We start from the raw sequence: 23,007 nt of genomic DNA, 5'->3' as shown, positions 1-23,007 counted from the left end.
TGTACCTAGAAGTCACTTAGTCACTCTTAGAAGAACCGCGCAGGCCATTCCCGGAACGGCTCCTTCGGACTCTTCCTCCTTTTTCGTGTCTGCGTTTTCTGGTAACTACCGGTTATAAAGTCATACCTTGGATTGCTAAAAGACTCTGTCGCATTCGCGAGCAAGAAGCCGCCCGCCGTAAAGCGGGTCTAGCCGTACAGCCGGGCGTAATAACCTCCGAGCGCAATCAGGTCCTGATGGCAGCCCCGCTCGACGACCGTCCCTTGGTTCATGACGGTAATCAAATCCGCATGTTCCACGGTGCTGAGACGGTGGGCGATCAGGATGGTGGTGCGCCCTTTCATCAATACGTTCAGGGCCTGCTGTACCCAATGCTGGGATTCGTTATCCAGCGCGGAAGTCGCTTCGTCCAGCAGCAGAATCGGGGCGTTTTTGAGAATCGCCCGTGCGATCGCAATTCGCTGCCTTTGTCCGCCCGACAACGACGCTCCTCTCTCTCCCACCGGCGTTTTATACTGTTCAGGAAGTTCCTGAATGAAATGGTGAGCGTACGCCGCTTTGGCCGCTTCGATCACTTCTTCATCCGTTGCATCCAGGTTGCCGTAGCGGATGTTTTCCTCAATTGTGCCGGTAAACAAGAACGGCTCCTGCGGAACGTATGCAATCTGCCTGCGGATTTCGTCCAGCGTGTAATGGCCGAACGGTTTGCCTTGGAGCAGGATTTCTCCGCTGTCCACAGGATAAAAGCCGAGCAGCAGCTTGATCAGCGTACTTTTGCCGCTGCCGCTGGCCCCCACGATAGCGGCGACCTGTCCGGGAAACACCTGCATGGAGATGTCAACAAGCACCTTTTTATCCGCCTGATAGGAAAATTCCACATCGCGAAACTCCACCGCAGCCTCCGACACGAGCTCGCTGTGAGGAGATCCCAAACGCTCCGGTTCCTCTTCCTCTCTTAGTACTTCTTGAATCCGGTGAGCGCCCGCGAGCGAATTTTGGGTCATCGACAGAACCGTCCCCAAGTTCAACAAGGCGTGCGTCAGATTCACTTGCAAAACCGCCAGGGCGGCGACGCTTCCCATTCCCATCAGTCCGTAGGCATAAAGAAGACTGCCGATGACGATGATGCCGCAGAACGTGACGTAGCTGATAAAATGATTCACCGCAGCCTGCATGCCGTTCTTCTGCGCGGTTTGCCGAAGCGTCTGCGTCATTTGTTCGTTCAACGCCTCGTACTGGCCGTAAATCGTGCGGATGCGGAACAGCTTCACAATTTGAATGCCGCCCATAAAATCTTTGAATTTTTCGGTCATTTTACCGAGCGTTTGCAAGCCTTGTTCGGACAAGGCGCGAATATCCCGCGCAAATTTCAGGCTGACCACGGAGGACAGCAGCAGAATGACGAAGGATACGCCGGCAAACCGCCAATCGATCAACACCATGGAGACAATGGAGCCGATGCAAAAGACAACTTGAAGCAGCAAAACAAAGTAAACCTGCGAGAATGTAAACTCAACGGTCGTTACGTCGTTGTTCACCCGCGACAGCAAGTCCCCATGGTGCGTCTGCTCCAGGAATCTCGGCCGCACCCGGCACAGCTTTTCATAAAGACGTTCGCGGATATTCAGCACAGTCAGCTCGACACTGCGCTGGTATAAGTAAATGAACCAGGGAGAAATCACATTTTCCAGGAACAAGGCCGCGCCCAAAATAATAAAGGCTTCCACTATCAGGGACGTATCTCGGGACACGGCGAAATCAACCAAGTTATGTACGACCAAGCTGAAGGCGATCAGGAACAATGTCTGGGTGAGCGCCGTCACTGCCAGGCCAATGGCGTACTGGGTTTTGCGCTTGCGGTTCATAAACATCAGCAAGTAGCTTAGTTCTTTCACTTGCGAGAGCCATCCGCCCTTTTTCATGTGTACGCCACCTCCCTGCGTTCGGCAGACTCGGTAAATTCCTGATAGTACGACTGGGCGTACAGTCCCTTCATCTTCAGCAATTGTTCATGAGTGCCCTTTTCAACAATACTCCCCTGTTCCATGACCCAAATTTCGTCGGCGTTTTGTACTGTAGAAAGCCGGTGGGCAATAATCATCGTCGTTCGCTGCTTCATCAATACGCCCAGCGCTTCCTGAACCGCGCTTTCCGACTCCGGATCAAGAGCCGACGTTGGCTCGTCCAGCAGCAGAACGGGAGCATCCTTCAGAAAAGCCCGGGCCATTGCAATGCGCTGGCGCTGCCCGCCGGACAAAAAGCCTCCGCGCTCTCCGACATACGTCTGGTAGCCGTCGGGAAGCTGCATAATGAAGGAATGCGCCTGAGCGGCTTTGGCGGATTCGATAATCTCGTCCATCGACGCTACTTCCCGCCCGTAGCCGATATTTTCAGCGATCGTGCCGCTAAACAAATACGAATCCTGAGTTACCACAGAAAAATGCGACCGAAGCTGCTCCGGATCGGCGCCGTGGATCAGGCTGCCGAACACGCGGATCTCGCCCTGGTCCTTCGGAAGCGGATAAAAGCCGCATACAAGCTTAAACACCGTGCTCTTCCCTCCGCCGCTCGCTCCGACAAGCGCGATCGTCTTCCCTTCCGGCACCGAGAAGCTAACATTCCGCAGGATCGGGGAGCTCTCCTCATACCCGAAGTTTACGTTCTGAAACTCGATGGGGGCGGCGCTCGCTTTCGAAAGCGAGCGGCCATTTTCCGTTTCGGTCGGCTGCTCGACGATTTCGGAGACCCTTCTCAGGGCACCGGCCATTTCGAACGTCCGCGTGATGAGCTCGGGAATATGCTCCAGCGGCTCCAGACACAGATTCAGCAAGTACAGGAAGGCGATCAGCTCTCCCGCACCTAGCTGCCCTTTGTAGATCAAATAGCTTCCGTAACTGACGGCGAAAATGATCGGGCTGATCATCAACGTGGAAAGCAGCGGGTTGACCCAGGCTTCCCGCTTTTTCACGGCCAGCTTTTTTTGGGCCGTCAATTGCAGCAGCACTTGGTAGGAGCGAGATAACATGCCGGATAGCAGGTAGCTTTTCACAATAGGCATACCCCCAAGCGTATCCTGGAGGTTGACGTTCATTCGGCCCATGTTCGCCTGGGCTTCCTCCGTCAACCGCTCCAACTGCTTGCCGATCCACTGGGAAACCAGCAGCGCTACGGGAAATAACAGCAGGCTGTACAGCATCAGCTCCCATTGGAGGTAGAGCAAATAAGCGAAACAGCCGATGAACAACAGCGGATGATAAAACCACTGGGCGAGGTCCCGAATCATAAACTGCTGGATGAGCTGCAGGTCGTTGTTGATCCGCGACAAGACATCGCCGGAGTGCTGCTTTTCTAAATAGGAGACCGGGAGTTTACCGATATGACGCATGACATGGTTGCGGATATCCTGCACCGCAGAGGCGCTGCTTCGCTCCACGCCGAAGCTCATGAAAAACTTCGCCGGCACACCGATCAAGATGACCACAAAGACCGCGTACACGATTTGCAGAACGATTGGCCCCGCCCCCTTCTCGGCCTGGGTGGTCAGCTGCTCGATCAAACCTCCCGTCCATATCTCAATAACGGCGGCGGCAATCGCGGACAAGACACCGACGATCATCCAGCCTTTGTGACGGCTTACATAGGACATCAGCCAGCGGAACGCTTTCCAGGCGGCGTAAGCGGTTTGGCGCTTGAAAGGCGCCGCTGTGCCTTGTTCTTGAACAGACGGCTGTCGGTCAGCTTCCATGCAGTACACCGGCCTCCGCTTCAATCTGCCGCTTGACTTGCTCTAAGATGTCCCGGATGACGACGGCCGTTTCGTCCACGCGCGCGAGTTCCAGCAATTCCTCGTGCGCGCCCTCCAGCCGGTAATCGGCGTAAGCTTGCGTCGTTGCCCCCTGCCAGGAAGGCAATTGGTGCTCCAGGCGGAACGCTTCGCTGTCCTTCGCAATCAGTTCGTAAATCCTGGCCGGGATCGTGCCGGAATTAATGAGTTGCGCTTCGTACGCCAAGGTCGCTTTGACCTTCCGATGAACCCGCTCCCGCACGAGCGGGTTGCTCATTAGTTCCTTCTCTTCTTCGTCGAAATCGGCAAGCGTTTCTTCAAGCTCTTTCTCCGACGTTTCGGAAGGCGTCAGCGTGTGCTTAATCCACGAGTCCACCATAAGCACGTCTGTTACGGAATACCCTCTTTTCTCCATCGTTTTGGCTACCTCGAACGTCAGGTTTCCTCCGAAGCAGTAGCCGAGCAGCACGTAAGGTCCTTCCGGCTGGATGCGGACGATCTCGTCCACATAACGGTTCAGCATGGCCTCGTAATCGACGGCATCGTCGATAAAATCAATGCTGTAGAGCACGGACCGACCGTCGAGCCTGCTTGCGAGCTCTCGGTAACCGATGCCGAAGCCGCTGCCCGGAGGGAAGCAGAACACATTCAGATTTCCTACTTTATTCAGCTTAATGAAGGAGTCTCCCCCTTTATCCAGGCCCAGGTCCCCCTCTCCGAAAGCCATGGCTTCAACTGTTACATTATGGAATTGGCGGTTTAGCGGTATCTCAATGCCCGTTTCATCGTAAACGGCTTGAACGAGCCTCATCAGACTTAACGAATTGCCACCCAACTCAAAAAAGTTATCCTTTACGCCGACCTGCGGAACGCCAAGCGTATCCTGCCAGACGCGGGCGATCTTCATTTCGAGCAGCGTTCTCGGCGCGACATATTCCGCTCCTCGGGCCGCGGCTTCCTCCGGCGCGGGCAGCGCTTTGCGGTCGATTTTCCCGTTCGGGGTCAGCGGCATCCGCGAAAGCTGCACGAGGTGCGAAGGAATCATATACCCCGGAAGCTGCTTGGCGAGCTCCTCCTTGAGTTCATGCACCGCCAGCCTCGTTTCCGCGACGTAGTAAGCGACAAGCTGCTTTTGGCCGTTCGCGTCGTCGCGGTCGAGCACCTTGGCTTCTTGAACGGCGGCGATCTTCAGCAGCTGCGTCTCGATTTCGTCCAGCTCGATCCGGTACCCGCGGATTTTCACCTGATGATCGATCCGGCCCAGGTATTCGATGTTGCCGTCCGGCAGCCAAGCCGCCAAGTCGCCCGAGCGGTACAGTTTCTCCCCCTCCGCAAACGGGGAATCGACGAACTTCTCCGCCGTCAGATCCGGACGGTTCAGGTATCCTCTCGCAAGGCCTTCCCCGGCCACGTACATTTCGCCCGCTACACCGATCGGCACAGGCCGGCGGTTTTCATCAAGGACGTACACCCTCAGCGTCGGGATCGGCTTGCCGATATTGCTCTTCGCCGCCTCCATTTCGACCCACGTGATTTCCTTATATGTCACGTGAACCGTCGTCTCGGTAATGCCGTACATATTGATCAGCTTCGTCTCCGGGTACTTCGTCTTGAAGCCCTTGAGCAGCAGCGGACTCAGCGCTTCGCCCCCGAAGATGACGTTGCGAATCCTCAAATCGTACGGATGGTCCGCCAAGACCTTACGCAGCAGCTGGTAGAAGTACGTTGGCGTCTGGTTCAAAATGGTAACCTGTTCGCGGCCCAGCAGCGCCAGGAAATCGGCTGGATTTTTCGCTGTGAGCGGCGGCACGATGACCAGCTTGCCTCCGTTCAGCAACGCTCCGTACATTTCCCAGACGGAGAAATCGAAGCAGAACGAGTGGAACAGCGTCCACGTGTCGGACGGCCCGAAGTCGAACAGGTTCTTGTCGTTGAACAGGAGGCGCACGACGTTCTTATGCTCGATCAGCGTTCCTTTCGGTCTGCCGGTCGTTCCCGACGTGTAGATGACATAAGCCAGGTTGAGCGGCCCGGAAATCGGCTCCAGGTTCGAAGCGTCCAGCGCACTTTCGGAGTCCGCCCCTCTGTCGCCCCAAACGAAATCGTCCAATTCGAGGCGCGTTCCTACGAAGTCGGTCTTCTCGTGCAGATGCTTTTGAATCAGCAATAACGGCGCACCCGAATCCTCGATCATGAAGCGGATGCGCTCCTCCGGGTAGTCGGGATCGACAGGCACGTATGCTCCGCCCGCTTTGAGAATCGCCAGAATGCCGACGACCATATCGAGCGAGCGTTCGGCCAGAATCGCTACCAGCTGGTCCGCTTCTACTCCCGTCTCCCGCAGCTTCCGCGCAAGGCGGTTGGATCGCTCGTTCAGCTCGCGGTAGGTCAGCTGCCGCTCGTTCATGACGGCGGCCACGTTGTCCGGGTAAAGCTCCGCCTGTTCTTCGAACAAGCCGTAAATCGTTTTCCCCCGCTCGAACCCGGTTTCGGTGTCATTAAATCGCTTCAGCAGCGTCTCCCTCTCGTCCGGGGACAGCACATCGGCTTGTCCAAGCTCCAGATCCGGCTGAAATAAAAGCGCGGACAGCAGCCGAACAAGATGGTCGGCCGCCTGTTCTACAAATGCCCGCTCGTACCGCTGCCCGTCAAAGCTTATTTCCAGCTCGATGGAGTGGTTTTGACGGTCGAAGCGAAAAACCGTATCGGCCGCCACCCGGTTACCCAGCGGTTCCGGATGAATCGGGGCGAAGGATGCGACGGTGTTGACGACCGGGAGACCCTCCCCCGTATAGTCCAGATGGAGCGGCTCCACCATTTTCCGAAAAGGCAGGTGCTGATGCTCCAGCGCCTCGCCGATGGAGGCTTTGATGCCCCCGAGCAGCGTTCTCAGCGTAGTCTCGCGGCTTACGGACGTCTTGATCACCAAGATGTCATGCGGCGGCGGAGTCCCGTCGGGGTCTGCGCTATAAGAAGGCATCCCGACCAGCACTTGGTCCCGCCCGGTATATTTGAACAGCAGGCTTTTTACTCCTGCTAAAACAATCATGTACAAAGCCAAATCCGAACCGTTGGCAAGGCAAATGATTCTCTCCGAGATTTCGCTCGGCAGAGTACGGTGAAGCAAACCCGGCTCGGCCGCAGCTTCCCCGTCGGCCGATAATTTGGAGGATTGACTGTAGGGAAGGAAGCTCAGGCTGTCATCGGCGTCAAACTTGCCGCTCCAGTACCGTTCTTCCTTTTCAAACAAAGATTTCATTCGTACCTCCCCTAAAAATGAAGTGACCGCATGCCCCGGCGCAGGTCCGAAAAAGCTTGCTTTCGGCCTGCGCGTTTACGGGCTTGGACGTTGTTCGCCGTCTTCCTTGGGATGCGCGCTGCTTTCGTTTGACGGCGGAGGCGCGCTTGTAGGATTAGAACGCGAATTCGATCGTATCGACGGCACTCTTTGCGCCTGCCGCCGGTTTATGGCATTCAATCCGGCTTAGCTCGAGTTGTGGATTTTCCGCAATTTGAGACAGTACCCGCAGGTAATCCTCGGTCAAGGTGCGGATCATCGCTTCTTTGAACAGCTTGGTGGCGTAGAAGAAGCCCCCGCTCAGCGCCCCGTTGTTTTCATACATAAACAGCGTCAGATCGAACTTCGCTTCTTCTAAATGGTCAAGCTCGTAAGTCTTCAGGCTGACCCCTTCCAGCTCGGCGTCTCGTTCTTCGATATTTTGCAAGTCGAAAACGGCATCGAACAGCGGGAAGCGGCCCGGCTCCCGCTTCACATTCAAACGCTCCACGAGCTCCTCGAATGGATAGTCCTGGTTCTCGAAAGCACCCAAAGCCGTTTCCTTCACTTCTTCCAGGTAGGACAAGAACGTCTTGTCGCCCGAAGGACGATTGCGGATCGCCAGCGTATTGACAAACATCCCGATGACCGATTCCAAATCGGCGTTCGTTCTTCCCGCCACCGGGGTGCCCACGATCAAGTCCTCCTGCCCGCTGTACTTGGACAGCAGCACGGTATAAGCCGCAAGCAGCACCATGAACAGCGTGCTTTCACGCTCGGCCGCCAATTCGCGCAGCCGCGCAGAGAGAGAAGCTTCGACGTTGAACTCCAGATGCGCGCCTTCGTAGCTGCGAGCCGCGGACCGTTCGTAGTCGATCGGCAGGTCCGCCGTCGGCAGCTCGCCTTCGAAGGTTTGCAGCCAGTACGCTTCCTGCCGCCCGATCCGCTCTCGGTGGGCCTTCGACTGCTGCCAAACGGCATAATCCTTGTATTGAATGCGCAGTGGCGGCAGTTCTTCCCCGGCGTAGAAACTTGAGAACTCATCGATCACAATCGCCATCGATACGCCGTCAGACACCATATGGTGCATGTCGAAAAGGAGAATATGCAGGTTCGGCTCCAGCTCGATGACCCCGGCGCGCAGCAGCGGCGGCTTGCCGAGATCAAACGGACGAATGAAGCTGCGGACGATCTGCTCGATTTGAGCCGCATCCTCTTTATCCGCTTGATGATGCTCGATAGCAAAATCGACCTGCGGGTAAACCCGCTGAACCGCTTCGCCCTTCACGATTTCAAAACCGGTGCGCAGCGATTCATGCCGCGTTATCAATTTCCGCAAGGCGGCTTCCAACCGGTCTAAATCAAACTCGCCTTCCACCTGCACCAACTCCGGCATGTTGTAAAGCTGATCCGCTCCATCCAGCGTATGCTGAATGAACAGCCGTTTCTGCGCGGAGGACAGAGGGTAGTACTCTCTCTCCTCCGCTTGAGGAATGGCCTCATGCTCCCGCCGTTCCATCCGGGCGATCGCCTCAGCCATCGCCGCAATCGTCGAGTGACGGAATACGTCGCGCAGCGGCAGGTTGACGTTTAATTCCTTAAATACCTTGCCCGCCAGCGTCGTCGCCCGCAGGGAGTGGCCGCCGATGTCGAAGAAGTTGTCGTGAACGCCAATCTCCTTCGCAAGCCCCAGCACCTCCTGCCAAATCGCCGCCAACTTCGTTTCCAGCTCATTGCGCGGTGCGACGTACTCCGTTCCGCTTCCCGCTTCCCCTTCCGGCGCCGGCAGCGCCTTCCGGTCAATCTTTCCGTTCGGCGTCAGAGGCAGGCGCTCCAGCTCCACGAAGTACGATGGGATCATGTACCCCGGCAGCTCCTGCGCCAGCGCGCTGCGCAAATCGTTCACCGCCAGCTCCGCTCCGGTATCCAGCGTGTAATACGCGCATAGCGCCTTCTGCCCGTTCGCGTCACTTCGAACCAGCACCACCGCTTCGCGCACGCCTTCCACCCGCAGCAGCTGCGACTCGATCTCGCCCGTCTCAATCCGGTACCCCCGGATTTTCGCCTGGTTGTCGATCCGGCCGATGAAGTCCACGTTGCCGTCTTCCATCCACCGCGCCAAGTCTCCCGTGCGGTACAGCCGCTCGCCCGCGGCGAACGGGCTGTCTACGAACTTCTCTTCCGTCAGCTCCGGACGGTTCAAGTACCCGCGCGCCACTCCGATTCCGCCGATGACCAGTTCGCCCAGCACCCCGACCGGCACCGGGTTCAGATGCGCGTCCACGATGTAGAATTTCGCATTCAGCCACGCTTTGCCGATCGGCACATTGCCTGTCTGTGGCAGCTTCGCCAGTTCCTCGTCGTAGAAACTGGAGTCGATCGCCGCTTCCGTCACGCCGTAAGCGTTGATGATCCGGAACAACGAGCCGAAGCGCTCCTGCAAGGTCCGGTAATCCCCCACGCTGCAGTTGTCCGAGCTCGTGATCAACAGCTCCATCCGGCTCATATCCAGTTGCTGCTCGTGCACGTACTCCAGGAACGGCACAATCAGCGCCGGCGTCGATTCGAAGATGGTGACCCGCTCCTGCTCAATCCAGTGGTGCAGACGAGACGGATCAATCCGGTCGTCCTTCGGCACAATCACCATCGTGCCTCCGTTGTACAGCGTCCGCGCGATATCTCCCACGAACACGTCAAACGAGAAGCTGGCGAGCTGCAGCAGCCGCACCGGGAACTGATCCAACTGGTATTCCCGCCGGTAGCCCGCCGCCGTATTCACCAGGCCGCGGTGCTCGATCATCACGCCCTTTGGCTTGCCCGTCGTTCCCGACGTATAGATCACGTACGCCAGATCCTCCGGACGGGCTTCATGGAAGCTGTTGGTGCCAACATTCTGATGGCTCTCATCACCGTCGTCCACAGCATCCGTCAGCTTGCCGGAGACCATGCCGGAGACAATCGGCGCATTCGCCCGCTCCTCGCTGTACGACGCTTCGTCGTCCAGGTACAGCACCGCCGCTAGCGCCAGCTCCTCTTCGCCGAGCCAGGCTTCAGCACGCTCTCGCAGCGCCGTTTGCGTCAGCAGCACCTTCGCTCCGCTGTCTTCAAGCATGAACCGCACGCGCTCCGCCGGGTAATCCGGGTCGAGCGGCACATACGCCCCGCCTGCTTTCCAGACGGCCAGCACGGCCACCAGCAAGTCCACCGAACGCTCGGCGAGAATGCCGACGATCGTCTCCCGGCCGATGCCGCTTGCGCGCACCGTGGTCGCCAAGCGGTTTGCCCGCTCGTTCAGCTCCGCATACGTCAGCCGGTCGTTCTCGTACACAACGGCCGTCTCTTCCGGCGTGCGCTCCGCTTGTTCTTCGAACAGCCGATGGAACGCGGCCGCAGGAGCCACTTCCGGCTGCGCCGGGTTAAACGCGCCGAGAATTTGTTCTTTTTCCTCTGCCGTCAGCAAGTTCAGCTCGGCGATCTTCGCATCCGGACGGCTTACGATCGTTACGAGCAGCTGTTCGTAATGTTTCGCCAGCCGTTCGATCGTCTCCCTTTTGTAGAGAGCCGTCGCATATTCGAAGCTGTAATCCAAGCCGCCGTTCTCCTCGCCCACATCCAAGCTGATATCAAACTTCGCGGTATCCAGTGCGCTCGGATAAGGAATCAGGCGAAGCCCTTCCAGCTCAAATTCCTCGTTCTCCGTATTCTGCATCGTAAACAGCGTGTCGAAGAGCGGATTGCGGCTTAAATCACGGGTGACTTGCACCTTGTCCACCAATTCTTCGAACGGATAGTTTTGATGCTCGAAGGCGTGGAGGGTCGTTTCTTTGACTTCGTTCAGGTATGACAGGAATGTCTTCTCCGAAGCCGGATAACTGCGGATAGCCAGCGTGTTTAAGAAAATCCCGATCAACGGCTGTACATCTCCATGATTCCTTCCAGCAATCGGTGTACCGACGATCACGTCTTCCTGACCTGAATATTTATGCAAAAGGACGTTATACGCCGCAAGCAGCACCATAAACAGCGTCGTGCCCGTTTCCGAGGCCAGCTGCTTCAGGCCGTCGGTTTTCGAAGCGTCGAAGAAAAACTCCAGCGTTTGGCCTTCGTAGCTCTGCACGGCCGGACGCGGATAGTCGGTCGGCATTTCCAGCACCGGAAGCTCGCCTTGGAACATGTCCAGCCAGTATGCCTCCTGGCGCTGAAGCCGTTCCTTCTGCTCCTGCGAATGCTGCCAAACGGTGTAGTCTTTGTACTGAATGCGCAGAGGCTCCAATTGCTCGCCGCCGTACAAGCGGACGAATTCTTCAACAAAGATTTCCATCGATACGCCGTCGGAAATAATATGATGCATGTCGTACATTAGAATATGGCGTTCCGGAGCCAGCTCGACAAGGCCTACCCTCAGCAGCGGAGGCTTCGCCAAGTCAAACGGACGGACGAAACGACGAACCGTCTCTTCGGCCTCTTGCTTATCCGCTCGATAAAACTCCACGGCAACATTCACGTCCTGATAAATCCGCTGCGATGCTTCGCCATCCACCATTTCGAACCCGGTGCGCAGCGTTTCATGCCGCGTCACGAGCTTACGGAACGCTTCTTCGAACCTTGCCCGGTCCAAAGCACCCTCCAGCAGCATCGCTTCCGGCATGTTGTAGCTAAGCTCCGCGCCTTCCAGTTGATTCAGGATAAAGAGACGTTTTTGAGCAAAAGATTGCGGGTACACCTCTCGGTCATCCGCCACCGGAATGGAAACGAATGTCTGCTCATCCAGCCGGGAAATGGCGGCCGCCATGCTCTCGATGGTGGAATGGCGGAACACGTCGCGCAGCGGCAGATCCACGTTCAACTCTTTATGAATCTTGCTGACCAGCGTCGTCGCCCGCAGGGAGTGGCCGCCGATGTCGAAGAAATTGTCGTGAACGCCAATCTCCTTCGCAAGCCCCAGCACCTCTTGCCAAATCGCCGCCAGCTTTGTTTCCAGCTCATTGCGCGGTGCGACGTACTCCGTTCCGCTTCCCGCTTCCCCTTCCGGCGCCGGCAGCGCCTTCCGGTCAATCTTTCCGTTCGGCGTCAGAGGCAGGCGCTCCAGCTCCACGAAGTACGACGGGATCATGTACCCCGGCAACTCCTGCGCCAGCGCGCTGCGCAGATCGTTTACTGCCAGCTCCGCTCCGGTATCCGGCGTGTAATACGCGCATAGCGCCTTCTGCCCGTTCGCGTCACTTCGAACCAGCACCACCGCTTCGCGTACGCCTTCCACCCGCAGCAGCTGCGACTCGATCTCGCCCGTCTCGATCCGGTACCCCCGGATTTTCGCCTGGTTGTCGATCCGGCCGATGAAGTCCACGTTGCCGTCTTCCATCCACCGCGCCAAGTCTCCCGTGCGGTACAACCGCTCGCCCGTGGCGAACGGGCTGTCTACGAACTTCTCTTCCGTCAACTCCGGACGGTTCAAGTACCCGCGCGCCACTCCGACTCCGCCGATAACCAGCTCGCCCAGCACCCCGACCGGCACCGGGTTCAGATGCACGTCCACGATGTAGAACTTGGCGTTCAGCCATGCTTTGCCGATCGGCACATGGCCTGTCTGCGGCAGCTTCGCTAGCTCCTCGTCGTAGAAGCTGGAGTCGATCGCCGCTTCCGTCACGCCGTATGCGTTGATGATCCGGAACAACGAACCGAAGCGCTCCTGCAAGGTCCGGTAATCCCCCACGCTGCAGCTGTCCGAGCTCGTGATCAACAGCTCCATCCAGCTCATATCGAGCCGCTGCTCGTGCACATACTCTAGGAACGGCACGATCAGCGCTGGCGTCGATTCGAAGATGGTGACCCGCTCCCGCTCAATCCAGTAGTGCAGACGAGACGGATCGATCCGGTCGTCCTTCGGCACGATGACCATGGTGCCGCCATTGTACAGCGTCCGCGCAATGTCGCCGACGAACACGTCGAACGAGAAGCTGGCGAGCTGCAGCAGCCGCACCGGGAACTGATCCAACCGGTATTCCCGCCGGTAGCCCGCCGCCGTGTTCACCAGGCTGCGGTGCTCGATCATCACTCCCTTCGGCTTGCCCGTCGTTCCCGACGTGTAGATTACGTAAGCCAGATCCTCCGGACGGGCTTCATAGAAGCTGTCGGTGCCAACATTCTGAGGGCTCTCATCACCGTCGTCCACAGCATCCGTCAGCTTGCTGGAAATGCCGAAGACAATCGGCGCATTCGCCCGCTCCTCGCTGTACGACGCTTCGTCGTCCAGGTACAGCACCGCCGCTAGCGCCAGCTCCTCTTCGCCGAGCCAGGCTTCGGCACGCTCTCGCAGCGCCGTTTGCGTCAGCAGCACCTTCGCTCCGCTGTCCTCAAGCATGAACCGCACGCGGCCCGCCGGATAATCCGGGTCAAGCGGCACATACGCCCCACCCGCTTTCCAGATGGCCAGCACGGCCACCAGCAAGTCCACCGAACGCTCGGCGAGAATGCCGACGATCGTCTCCCGGCCGATGCCGCTTGCGCGCAGCGTGGCCGCCAAGCGGTTTCCCCGCTCGTTCAGCTCCGCATACGTCAGCCGGTCGTTCTCGTACACGACGGCCGTCTCTTCCGGCGTGCGCTCCGCCTGTTCCTCAAACAGCCGGTGGAACGCGGCCGCAGGAGCCACTTCCGGCTGCGCCGGGTTAAACGCGCCGAGAATTTGTTCTTTTTCCTCTGCCGTCAGCAAGTTCAGCTCGGCGATCTTCGCATCCGGACAGCTTACGATCGCCGCAAGCAAATGTCCGAAATGAGTCGACAACCGCCGGATCGTGCTTTCTTTATAAAGAGCCGTTGCGAATTCAAAGCTGCACTCCAGGCCGCCGTTTTCTTCCGTAACATCCACACTCAGGTCGAACTTGGCCGTACCGTATTCGCTAGGGTACGGGGACAATTTCAGCCCTTCCAGCTCAAACTCTTTATCCTCCAAGTTTTGCAGGGAGAACATCGTGTCAAACAGCGGATTGCGGCTCAAATCCCGGCTGACCTGCACTTTATCGACGAGCTCTTCGAACGGATAATTCTGATGCTCGTAAGCACCTAAGGTCGTTTCTTTCACTTCTTCCAGATACGACAGGAAGGTCTTCTCCGAAGCCGGATAATTGCGGAGCGCCAGCGTATTGACGAACATTCCGATCAAAGGCTGCGTGTCTCCGTGCGTTCTGCCCGCAATCGACGTTCCGACGATCAAATCGTCCTGACCTGTGTATTTATGCAAAAGCACGGTATATGCCGCAAGCAGCACCATATACAGCGTCGTTCCTCTTTGAGCGGCCAGTTGCTTCAAGCCTTCGTTTGTTGCCTCGTCCACGAAGGACGTCAGCGTTTGTCCCTCAAAGCTCTGCACGGCAGGACGCGGATAGTCCGTCGGCATTTCCAGAACCGGCAGTTCACCCCGGTAACGGTCCAGCCAGTAAGCTTCCTCGCGTTTCAACTGCGCTTTTTGCTCGTCCGACTGCTGCCATACCGCATAGTCCTTGTATTGAATGCGCAAAGGCTCTAATGACTCGCCACCGTACAGACGAACGAGTTCCTCGACTAACACGTCCATCGAAACCCCGTCGGAGACGATATGGTGCATGTCGAACATCAGCAAATAACGTTCGGTTGCGAGCTCTACGAGCTCCACCCGCAGCAGCGGAGGCTTCGCCAAGTCGAAAGGTCGGATGAAGGCCTGCACGACTTCAGGCGCTTCTTCCTCGCTCGCATGACGGTACTCGACGGCAAAGTCGACGCTCTCGTAAATGCGCTGTACTGCTTCGCCTTGTACGATCTCAAAGCCGGTTCGTAGCGTTTCGTGCCGTACGATCAGTCCGCGGAAAGCCTTCTCCAGCAGGCTCCGGTCAATCGATCCTTCCAGCAGCAGCACGCCCGGCATGTTGTAGCTCTGATCGGACCCTTCTAGCTGATTCAGGATAAACAGCCGCTTCTGAGCTGAGGAAAGCGGATAATATTCTCTTACGCCTGCCAGCGGAATCGATGAGAATGACTGCTCTCCGATCCGGGTGATGGCGAGAGCCATCTCTTCGATCGTCGAGTAGCGGAATACGTCGCGCAGAGGCAGCTCGACGTTCAGCTCCTGATGCACCTTGCTCACCAGTGTCGTCGCCCGCAGGGAATGGCCGCCCAGGTCGAAGAAGTTGTCATGAACGCCGATGTGCTCCAATCCGAGTACGCTTTTCCAAATTCCGGCCAAGCTGGCTTCCAGCGGAGTACGAGGCGGAGTACGTCCTTCGCCCGGCTGCAAGCTCTCCTCCGGCGCCGGGAGGGATCGGCGGTCGACCTTGCCGTTCGCCGTCAGCGGGAGCTGCTCCAACTGGATCAGGTACGCCGGGATCATGTAGGCCGGCAGTTCCTGGGAAATCACGCTCTTCAGCTCGGCCGCTGGAAGCTCGCGGTCCGCTTCATAATAGGCGCAAAGCTGCTTCTCGCCGAAGGCGTTTTCCCTCGCGAATACCGTCGTTTTCCGAATTCCCTCCACTTTCTGAAGCTGAGCTTCGATCTCGCCCAGTTCAATACGGAAGCCGCGGATTTTCACTTGGTCGTCCGTCCGTCCCACGTATTCGATCGTGCCGTCCGGCAGCCATTTGGCCAAATCCCCCGTTCGGTACATGCGCTCTCCCGGCACAAACGGATTGTCGACAAATTTCTCCGCCGTCAGCTCCGGCCGGTTGTTGTAGCCCCGTACCAAGCCTTCTCCGCCGACGCAAAGCTCTCCAGCCACGCCGATCGGCAGAAGCTTATTCCGGCTGTCGACGATATACACCGTCGTATTGCTGATCGGCCGTCCGATGGGTACGGTAACCGCCGACTCATCGACAAAGTCGACCGGAAGGTACGTGGTATAAACCGTGCTTTCCGACGGGCCGTACAGATGGTTGAGCCTGCCCGGTCCGATATGGGCGAGCGCTTGACGTACATGGCCGACCGACACGCGCTCTCCTCCAAACAAAATCGCCCGGACATCCCGCAGGCAGTCGACGTTCACATCTACAAGGACGTTGAAGTAAGCCGTCGTAATCAGCATGACCGAGATGCGCTCGTGCTGGATGAGATCCGCCAGCCGGCCGATTTCCAGCAAAGTCTCGCGGGGAACCAGCACCAGCCGCGCCCCATTGGTCAAAGCGCCGAAAATATCGAAAATCGCTCCGTCGAACGAATAGCTTGAAAGCTGGAGGACATGATCCCGCTCGGTGATGTCGATATAATTCGTATTTCGCACGATCCGCACGATGTTGCGGTGCGAAACAAGGTTGCCTTTCGGCTTGCCCGTCGTACCTGACGTATAGATGACGCAGGCCAGATCTGTCGCTTCGGTGCCCGGATTAAGATTTGTGCCGTCCTCGTGATAGAAGGACTCGTCATCCAGTAAGATCACGGATCCCGAACCCGCCAGGCGCTCGCGCAAGCGGCTTTGCGTCAGCATGACCTGCGCTCCCGAATCCTCGATCAAGAAACGGATACGCTCCTCGGGATATTCCGGGTCAATCGGTACGTAAGCCGCTCCGGCTTTGTGTGCCGCCAGCATACCCACCACCATTTCGATGGAACGCTCAGCCATAATGGCGACCAGACGGCCTTTGGATATCCCGTGGCTACGCAAGGTACGGGCAAGGCGATTGACGCGTTCGTTCAGCTCGCGGTAGGTCAGCTCTTGCTCATTCAAGGAGATGGCAGCTGCATCCGGGATGCGCTCCGCCTGCTCTTCGAACAATTGAATGAGCGTCTTCCCGCGCGGAAATTCCGTGATGGTGTCGTTAAAACGTCCGAGAAGGTCGGCCTTTTCCGCCTCCGTCACAAGTTCCAGCTCGCCCACTGTAATTTCCGGGTTATCCGTCACCTGCTCCAGCAGATGGACGAGATGCCCCTTGAGCCGCTCGATGCTGTCTTTATCGAGCACCTCTGCGTTAAAGTCGAACCGAATTTCGATCTCGTCTCCCGGCACCACGGTCACGTTGAAGTTATAATTCGTCTGCTCCTCCATCTGAACGTCAGCGATCGTCAGGTCTCCGTGCTGCTGGTCGCCCGCCTGCTCCATCTGCTCGTCCACCGGATAGTTCTCGAAAGCGATGATATGGTTGATCAGGTTCTGCTTTTGCACGCTGTGGGCTTGAATTTCATACAGCGGATAGTAATCATAACGCCCAGACTCCAGCGCCCGCTCTTGGAGCTTCGCCATCAGGTCGGCGAACACGGTGTCCGCTTCGCTCGTGACGCGGACCGGCACCGTATTGATGAACAGCCCGATCATGGACTCGATGCCCGGGATTTCCGCCGGTCTTCCGGCTACGACGCTGCCGAATACGGCATCGCTTGTCCCGTTATATTTTTGCAGCATCACGCCCCAAGCGGCTTGCAGCAGCGTATTGACCGTAACCAGGCGCTGTTTCGCCACCCGGTCCATTCGCTCGCTCAAGTCCTTGCCGAGCTCGGCGGTGACGTGATCAGCCGTAAATCTGCCGTTTGGCGCCGGTTCCTTTTGTCCTGGGAGTACGGTTTGCCCTTCATAACCTGCCAGGAATGCCGTCCAATAGCCGGATGCCGCCTGATCGTCCTGTTTCTCCAACCATTCGATATAAGCGCCATAATCCGATCCCTTATCTCCCGCTGGTTGCTTGCCGGATGCCAAAGCCGAATACGTCTCAAACAGCTCCTGCGTCAGCTGCGGCAGGCACCAGCCGTCCATCAAAATATGCTGGAAACTCCACAGCACATGATAGCTTTGCTCTTCGGTGCGCAGGATCGTAACCCGAACGAGCGCGTCATGTTCCAGGTCGAAGCCGCGAAGCTTGTCATCCTCGGCCTTTTTATCCAAATACGCTTGTTTCTCGTCCGCCTGCAAATGGAGCAGCTCTTCATATTCAAAGCCGACCGTCTTGTCGCGGTATATGATTTGCAGCGGCTCGCCCGCCGGTCCTTTCACAAAATTTGCCCGCAGCACCAGATGACGTTTCGCAAGCTCCATCCAGCTCCTCTCGAAAAGCTGGACGTCGAGTGCTCCCCGCATCGTAAACCGCGTTTGCTCGAAGTAAGCGGCCGTCTGCCGGTCAAGCGCGCTGTGGAACCACATGCCCTTCTGCATCGGCGTAAGCGAGTAAATATTTTCGATTTCCCCGAGATGGCCCGAGCGCTGGGCGATTTGCTCCAATTCCGCGATGGTCAAGCCTTTAAATTGCACGTCGCTCGGCGTCAATTCGGTGTTTTCTTTGCCTGCGCAGTGGGTAATGAGCTCTCGGAGACTTTGCTCAAGCCGCTGAGCGAAGGCTTCCATCGTTTCCTTGCGATACTGCTTCCGGCTGTAGCTGAGATCGAGCGATAAAGCGCCGTCCAGCACCATGCCGTTGATATCCAGCACAAAGCTGCGGGCCTGCCGGTCGCTGGCCGGGCTGCCGCTGGAATAAGAAGATATGCCGATCTCGTCCTGGTTGACATCATCGTCGAACTGACCGAGGTAGTTAAAATTAATTTCCGGCTCTGCACCCCAAACAAAGCCATCCTCCGATTTGGAGAGATAGCGGCATACGCCGTACCCAAGCCCTTTGTTCGGAATGCGGCGCAAGCTTTCCTTGACCTGTTTAATCTGATAGGCCAAATCCCGGTCGGTTTCCGGCTCCAGGACGACCGGAAACTTGGTCGTAAACCAGCCGACTGTGCGCGTGATGTCGATATCCGTTCCGATCGATTCGCGTCCGTGTCCTTCGAGATTGATCCGCACCCGTTCGTGTCCCGTCCACTTGCGAATGGCTATGCCGAGCGCCGTTACCAAAATATCGTTCATTTCGGTGTTGTAGGCCCGGTGAACCCGCTTCAGCAGCAGTTCCGTTTCTTCGGGAGTCAAACAGACGAACAGCGATTCGCTGTCCTGCTGCGTCGTAACGTCCGCCTTCAGATCCTTCGGCACGGCCGGAACCGCAATTTGTTCCACGGCCTGCCAATAGGCCCGTTCCTTCGCCATCTCCGGGCTTTGCACGTAAGCGGCCAACTGCTCGGACCAAGTGCGGTACGCATCCGTTTTCGCCGGGAAACGAATTTCCTCACTTTTGCCGGCCTGCTCGTAACCCAGGGCGAAATCCTCCATCAAAATACGCCAAGACACGCCATCCACCACGGCATGATGAACCGCGAGCAGCAAATGATCGCCGTCCGCGCATCGGAACAGTCCTGCCTTCACGAGGGGCCCGTTCTCCAGATCGATGCCCGCTTGAATGTCCGTTGCCTTCGCTTCCACAGCCTGCGCGGTATTCTCTGCATCCTTGAAGTCGAACATGTCCAGCGTGAACAGCCCGCCTTCTTGAATCGCGCGGTTCCGCACGCTAAACCCTTGTTCCGTTTTGCGGAACACCATCCGCAAGGCGTCATGATGCTCGGCCAGCTTTTGCAGCACCTGACGCACCGTCTCTTCGTCGAAGCGTTCCTTCCGGTACAGTATCACCGACTGGTTGAAATGATGCGGGTCCGCAAAGGAGCTCTCGAAAAACCAATGCTGAATCGGCGTCAGCGCCGTTTCACCCGTTATTTCGCCTTGATCGATGGTACGTCCGATCGGTTTCACACGCAGGCTGAGCTGTGAGATAGTCGGATATTTGAACAAATCCCGGATTTCCAGCTTGTACCCGGCTTGATGAAGCCGCGAAGATACTTGAATGGACTTGATCGAGTCTCCGCCCAGCTCGAAGAAATGATCCGTTACCCCAACGCGATCGGCGTTCAATACCGCCTGCCACACATCGGCAAGCGTCCGCTCGGCTTCATTGCGGGGAGCTACGTACGCGCCGCCGGTCAGTGCGTTTCCTTCCGGGACGGGCAAAGCCTTGCGGTCGATTTTGTCGTTCGGCGTGAGCGGCATCCGCGGAAGCTGAACAAAATGCGCCGGAATCATGTAATTCGGCAATTTTTGCGCCAGCGCGCTTCTCAACTCGCCGAGCGTAAGCGGGTGGCCCGCGACCAGGTAAGCGCACAGTTCTTGTCCACTTTTGCCTTCCCGCGCGATTACGATCGTCTCCTGCACGGAGTCGATCTTCAGAAGTTGCTCTTCAATCTCGCCGATCTCGATCCGGAATCCACGGATTTTCACCTGATGATCGATCCGGCCCAAGTACTCAATATTTCCGTCCGGCAGCCAGCGGGCGAGATCTCCCGTCCGGTAAAGGCGTTCTCCAGGCGCAAACGGATGTTCCACGAACTTCTCTGCCGTCAGCTCCGGATGGTTCAGGTAACCTCTCGCAAGCCCCACGCCTGCCACACACAGCTCGCCGTCCACTCCCGGTGGCACAAGCTGCAGGTGGGTATCCAAAATAAAAATCCGGTGATTGGCCAGCGGGCGCCCGATCGGAATGACTCTGCGCTCCGACTGCTCCTCATCTGCATCCCAAAGCGTCGTAACAATCGAAGCTTCGGTAGGGCCGTAAGCATTGAAATAGTGGACCTTCGGTTTCCACTGCTGCACGAATTCGGCCGATACCGCAGAGCCTCCCGTTACGAGCTTCGTTAAGCTGGGAAGGCGGTCCGGGTTCAAATAAGCGCTGTACGTTGGAGGCAAAATCGCCGCCGTAATCGCATGCTCGTTCATATAACTCTCGAACAAGCGGGTGTCGAGAATCGTCTCGGCCGTCGGGATGTACAAAGCCGCGCCAAAATAGAGCGCTTTGAACATTTCCCAGCAGGACGCGTCGAACGACAGGCTGGCGAATTGAACGATCCGGTCATGCTCCGTGATGCCTAGCCTATCCGCGAACATCAGCTTCAAGCTGACCAAACCGCGATGCTCCAGCATGACCCCTTTGGGTTTGCCTGTCGTACCTGACGTATAGATGACATAAGCAAGATCATTCGGACCGCTGGCCGGCTCCAAGTTCGAGCCATCGTCGCTGTAGGTCTGCTCGTCATCCAGCGCCAACACGGTTCCTTCGAACGGCACCTGCTGCAGCAGCTCCCTTTGAGTCAGCAGCAGCTGCGCGTTCGAGTTCTCCAGAATGTAGCGGATGCGTTCTTCCGGGTATTCCGGGTCGATCGGCACGTAGGCACCGCCAGCTTTCAGAACCGCCAGTATGCCAACGACCGTCTCCAGTGATCTCCTGGCCATCAAGCCTACCAGCTGATTGGGCAGCACGCCGACCGATCGCAGCGTCCGCGCCAGCCGGTTCGCCCGTTCGTTCAGCTCCGCGTACGAAAGCCGCCGACCCTCAAAGACAACCGCCGTCGCTTCGGGCACCCGCTTCGCTTGCTCCTCCACGAGTTGATGAATCGTCCGATCACGGGGATAGTCCTTCTCGGTATCGTTAAAGCTTTGCAACAATTGAAATTTCTCGTCCTCCGACAGCATGTCCACACGCACGATGTCCAGCTCCAACTCGTGAAGCCCCACGGACAACAGGCGATTCAGATGGTCGACGACCCGAGTCATGAACTCGGAGTCATATAAGTGCTCGTTATATGACAGCACTAGCTGTATCGTCCCGCCCGTTAAGCTGAAGTCAAAGGAACAATCCGTGACCACATTTTTCCCGATTTCGTCCAGATGCAGCTCCTTAAGGGATACTAGCGTATGGACGACGGGTATCCCGTCTGCATATTGCAGATCCAGCTTCTCCGTCATTTTCAGGAACGGAATATGTTGATGCTGAATCGCTTCCGGCAAGGAAGTCCTCAGCTCGCTCAGAAGCGTTTTAAAAGTCGCACCCGCCGAAAGCGAGTTTTTCAAAATGATCGTATGATTAACGGATCGGCGCGTCTCCGTCGGTTTCCGTACAACCGGCATGCCGACCAGAATGTCAGAAGCACCTGTATATTTATGCAAGAGGGACTGAACACCTGCGAGCAAAATCATAAAAGTGGCCAGAGGAGCGCCCTTGCTCATTTGAAGGACGCGCTGCGCCACTTCCTCCGAAAGCGTCCCGCCGACGGTTGTCATAATGGGCGTCAGGGAGCTTGGAGCTTTGCTGTAAGGCAGCCGCGTCAAGGTATAATCGTCGCTACCGAATTTTTCGTTCCAAAACAACGTTTCTTTTTCAAAAGCCATCTGGATCGTTCCCCTCTCTTCATCGGTAAAAGCAATCCGGCGGAGCATATGCAGCAGCAACGCACCAGCCTCGCTCTCCGCCTTTTCAAACATGTGCCAACAATGTCAATGGCTTTCGCCAGGTCACCGCTTCGCTTGCCCAGTTGATCGCATGCGGCAATCCTCTGTCTAGCAGCTGCTCGGCTCCCATGCGTGAAAGACAACAAAGAGCATCGTTCTACGCAAGAGAAGCGCTGCTTCCGGCTCGTCTGCTTCATTATGCTTGCTGCGGACAAGCCGCCCGAAGACGGTCTTTGGTTTAACAATGGGTTCGGAATTGGATTTGGGGGTTGGACAAGGGATGTTCCTCCCATCGATGTAAGGCTTGCGTAGGGTTCCGGCTGGCCAGCAGGAAGTCGGCCGTACCTCCGGATTCGGCACCGGAGTTGCCTTTGTCGAAGCCTATGTTTAAGGGATATTGATACACTCTATGTACGATTTGTGTATTCCCCCGCCTGGTGTGGATAAGTAAAGATCGGCTGCGGGGTAGTGAGCTTTTCCTGACGATTAGATGTGACGATGGTGCTGCATGAGGCTCAAAGAATGCACCGTATGGCATGAACGGGACAGCCCTTGGATTGGCAGAGAATTCTAGCTTTTCAAAAATGATCACGCGCTTCATCCTCCATCGGAATTGGGATAAGGTTGGATTTGTCCTTTCTGAACCTTCCGACGTCATGGAGCAACATATTCTCGGCTGTCATTTTCCACAATTGTCGGTCCCCGCATGCCGACTTGCTGGGTAGCCAGTGGACTGGTCTCTCGCGCACAGCTTGGATAGGTATAAAAACCATCAAATTCTATTTTCTATCATAATTGGAAGGTTGACCTATGTAGAATTATATCAAAATTTCCAAGAATGTATAGTAA

Annotated in this window: 4 protein-coding genes; all 4 read right to left on the bottom strand. The window is 57.0% G+C overall.

Going from position 1 to position 23,007, the window contains the following annotated elements; all coding sequences use genetic code 11:
* Window positions 1-188 precede the first annotated feature (188 nt).
* The gene (locus tag G7035_RS11935; RefSeq protein WP_029514286.1) at window positions 189-1,922 is read right to left on the bottom strand and encodes an ABC transporter ATP-binding protein; all 1,734 of its coding nucleotides are present in this window, start codon (window positions 1,920-1,922) and stop codon (window positions 189-191) included.
* On the bottom strand, window positions 1,919-3,745 hold the full coding sequence (locus tag G7035_RS11930; RefSeq protein ID WP_019688691.1) for an ABC transporter ATP-binding protein: 1,827 nt from the start codon (window positions 3,743-3,745) through the stop codon (window positions 1,919-1,921). The genes G7035_RS11935 and G7035_RS11930 overlap by 4 nt, the downstream gene beginning before the upstream one ends.
* Entirely contained in the window at window positions 3,735-7,043 is a 3,309-nt protein-coding gene (locus tag G7035_RS11925; protein WP_044786320.1) for a non-ribosomal peptide synthetase, read from the bottom strand. Before G7035_RS11925 ends, G7035_RS11930 begins: the two co-directional genes overlap by 11 nt.
* A 154-nt stretch (window positions 7,044-7,197) precedes the next feature.
* On the bottom strand, window positions 7,198-22,191 hold the full coding sequence (locus tag G7035_RS11920; RefSeq protein WP_115293081.1) for a non-ribosomal peptide synthetase: 14,994 nt from the start codon (window positions 22,189-22,191) through the stop codon (window positions 7,198-7,200).
* Window positions 22,192-23,007 lie beyond the last annotated feature (816 nt).

Origin of the sequence: Paenibacillus polymyxa, assembly GCF_015710975.1 — a bacterium.
Taxonomy (GTDB): Bacteria; Bacillota; Bacilli; order Paenibacillales; family Paenibacillaceae; genus Paenibacillus; species Paenibacillus polymyxa.
This window is presented reverse-complemented; position numbering and strand designations above follow the sequence as displayed.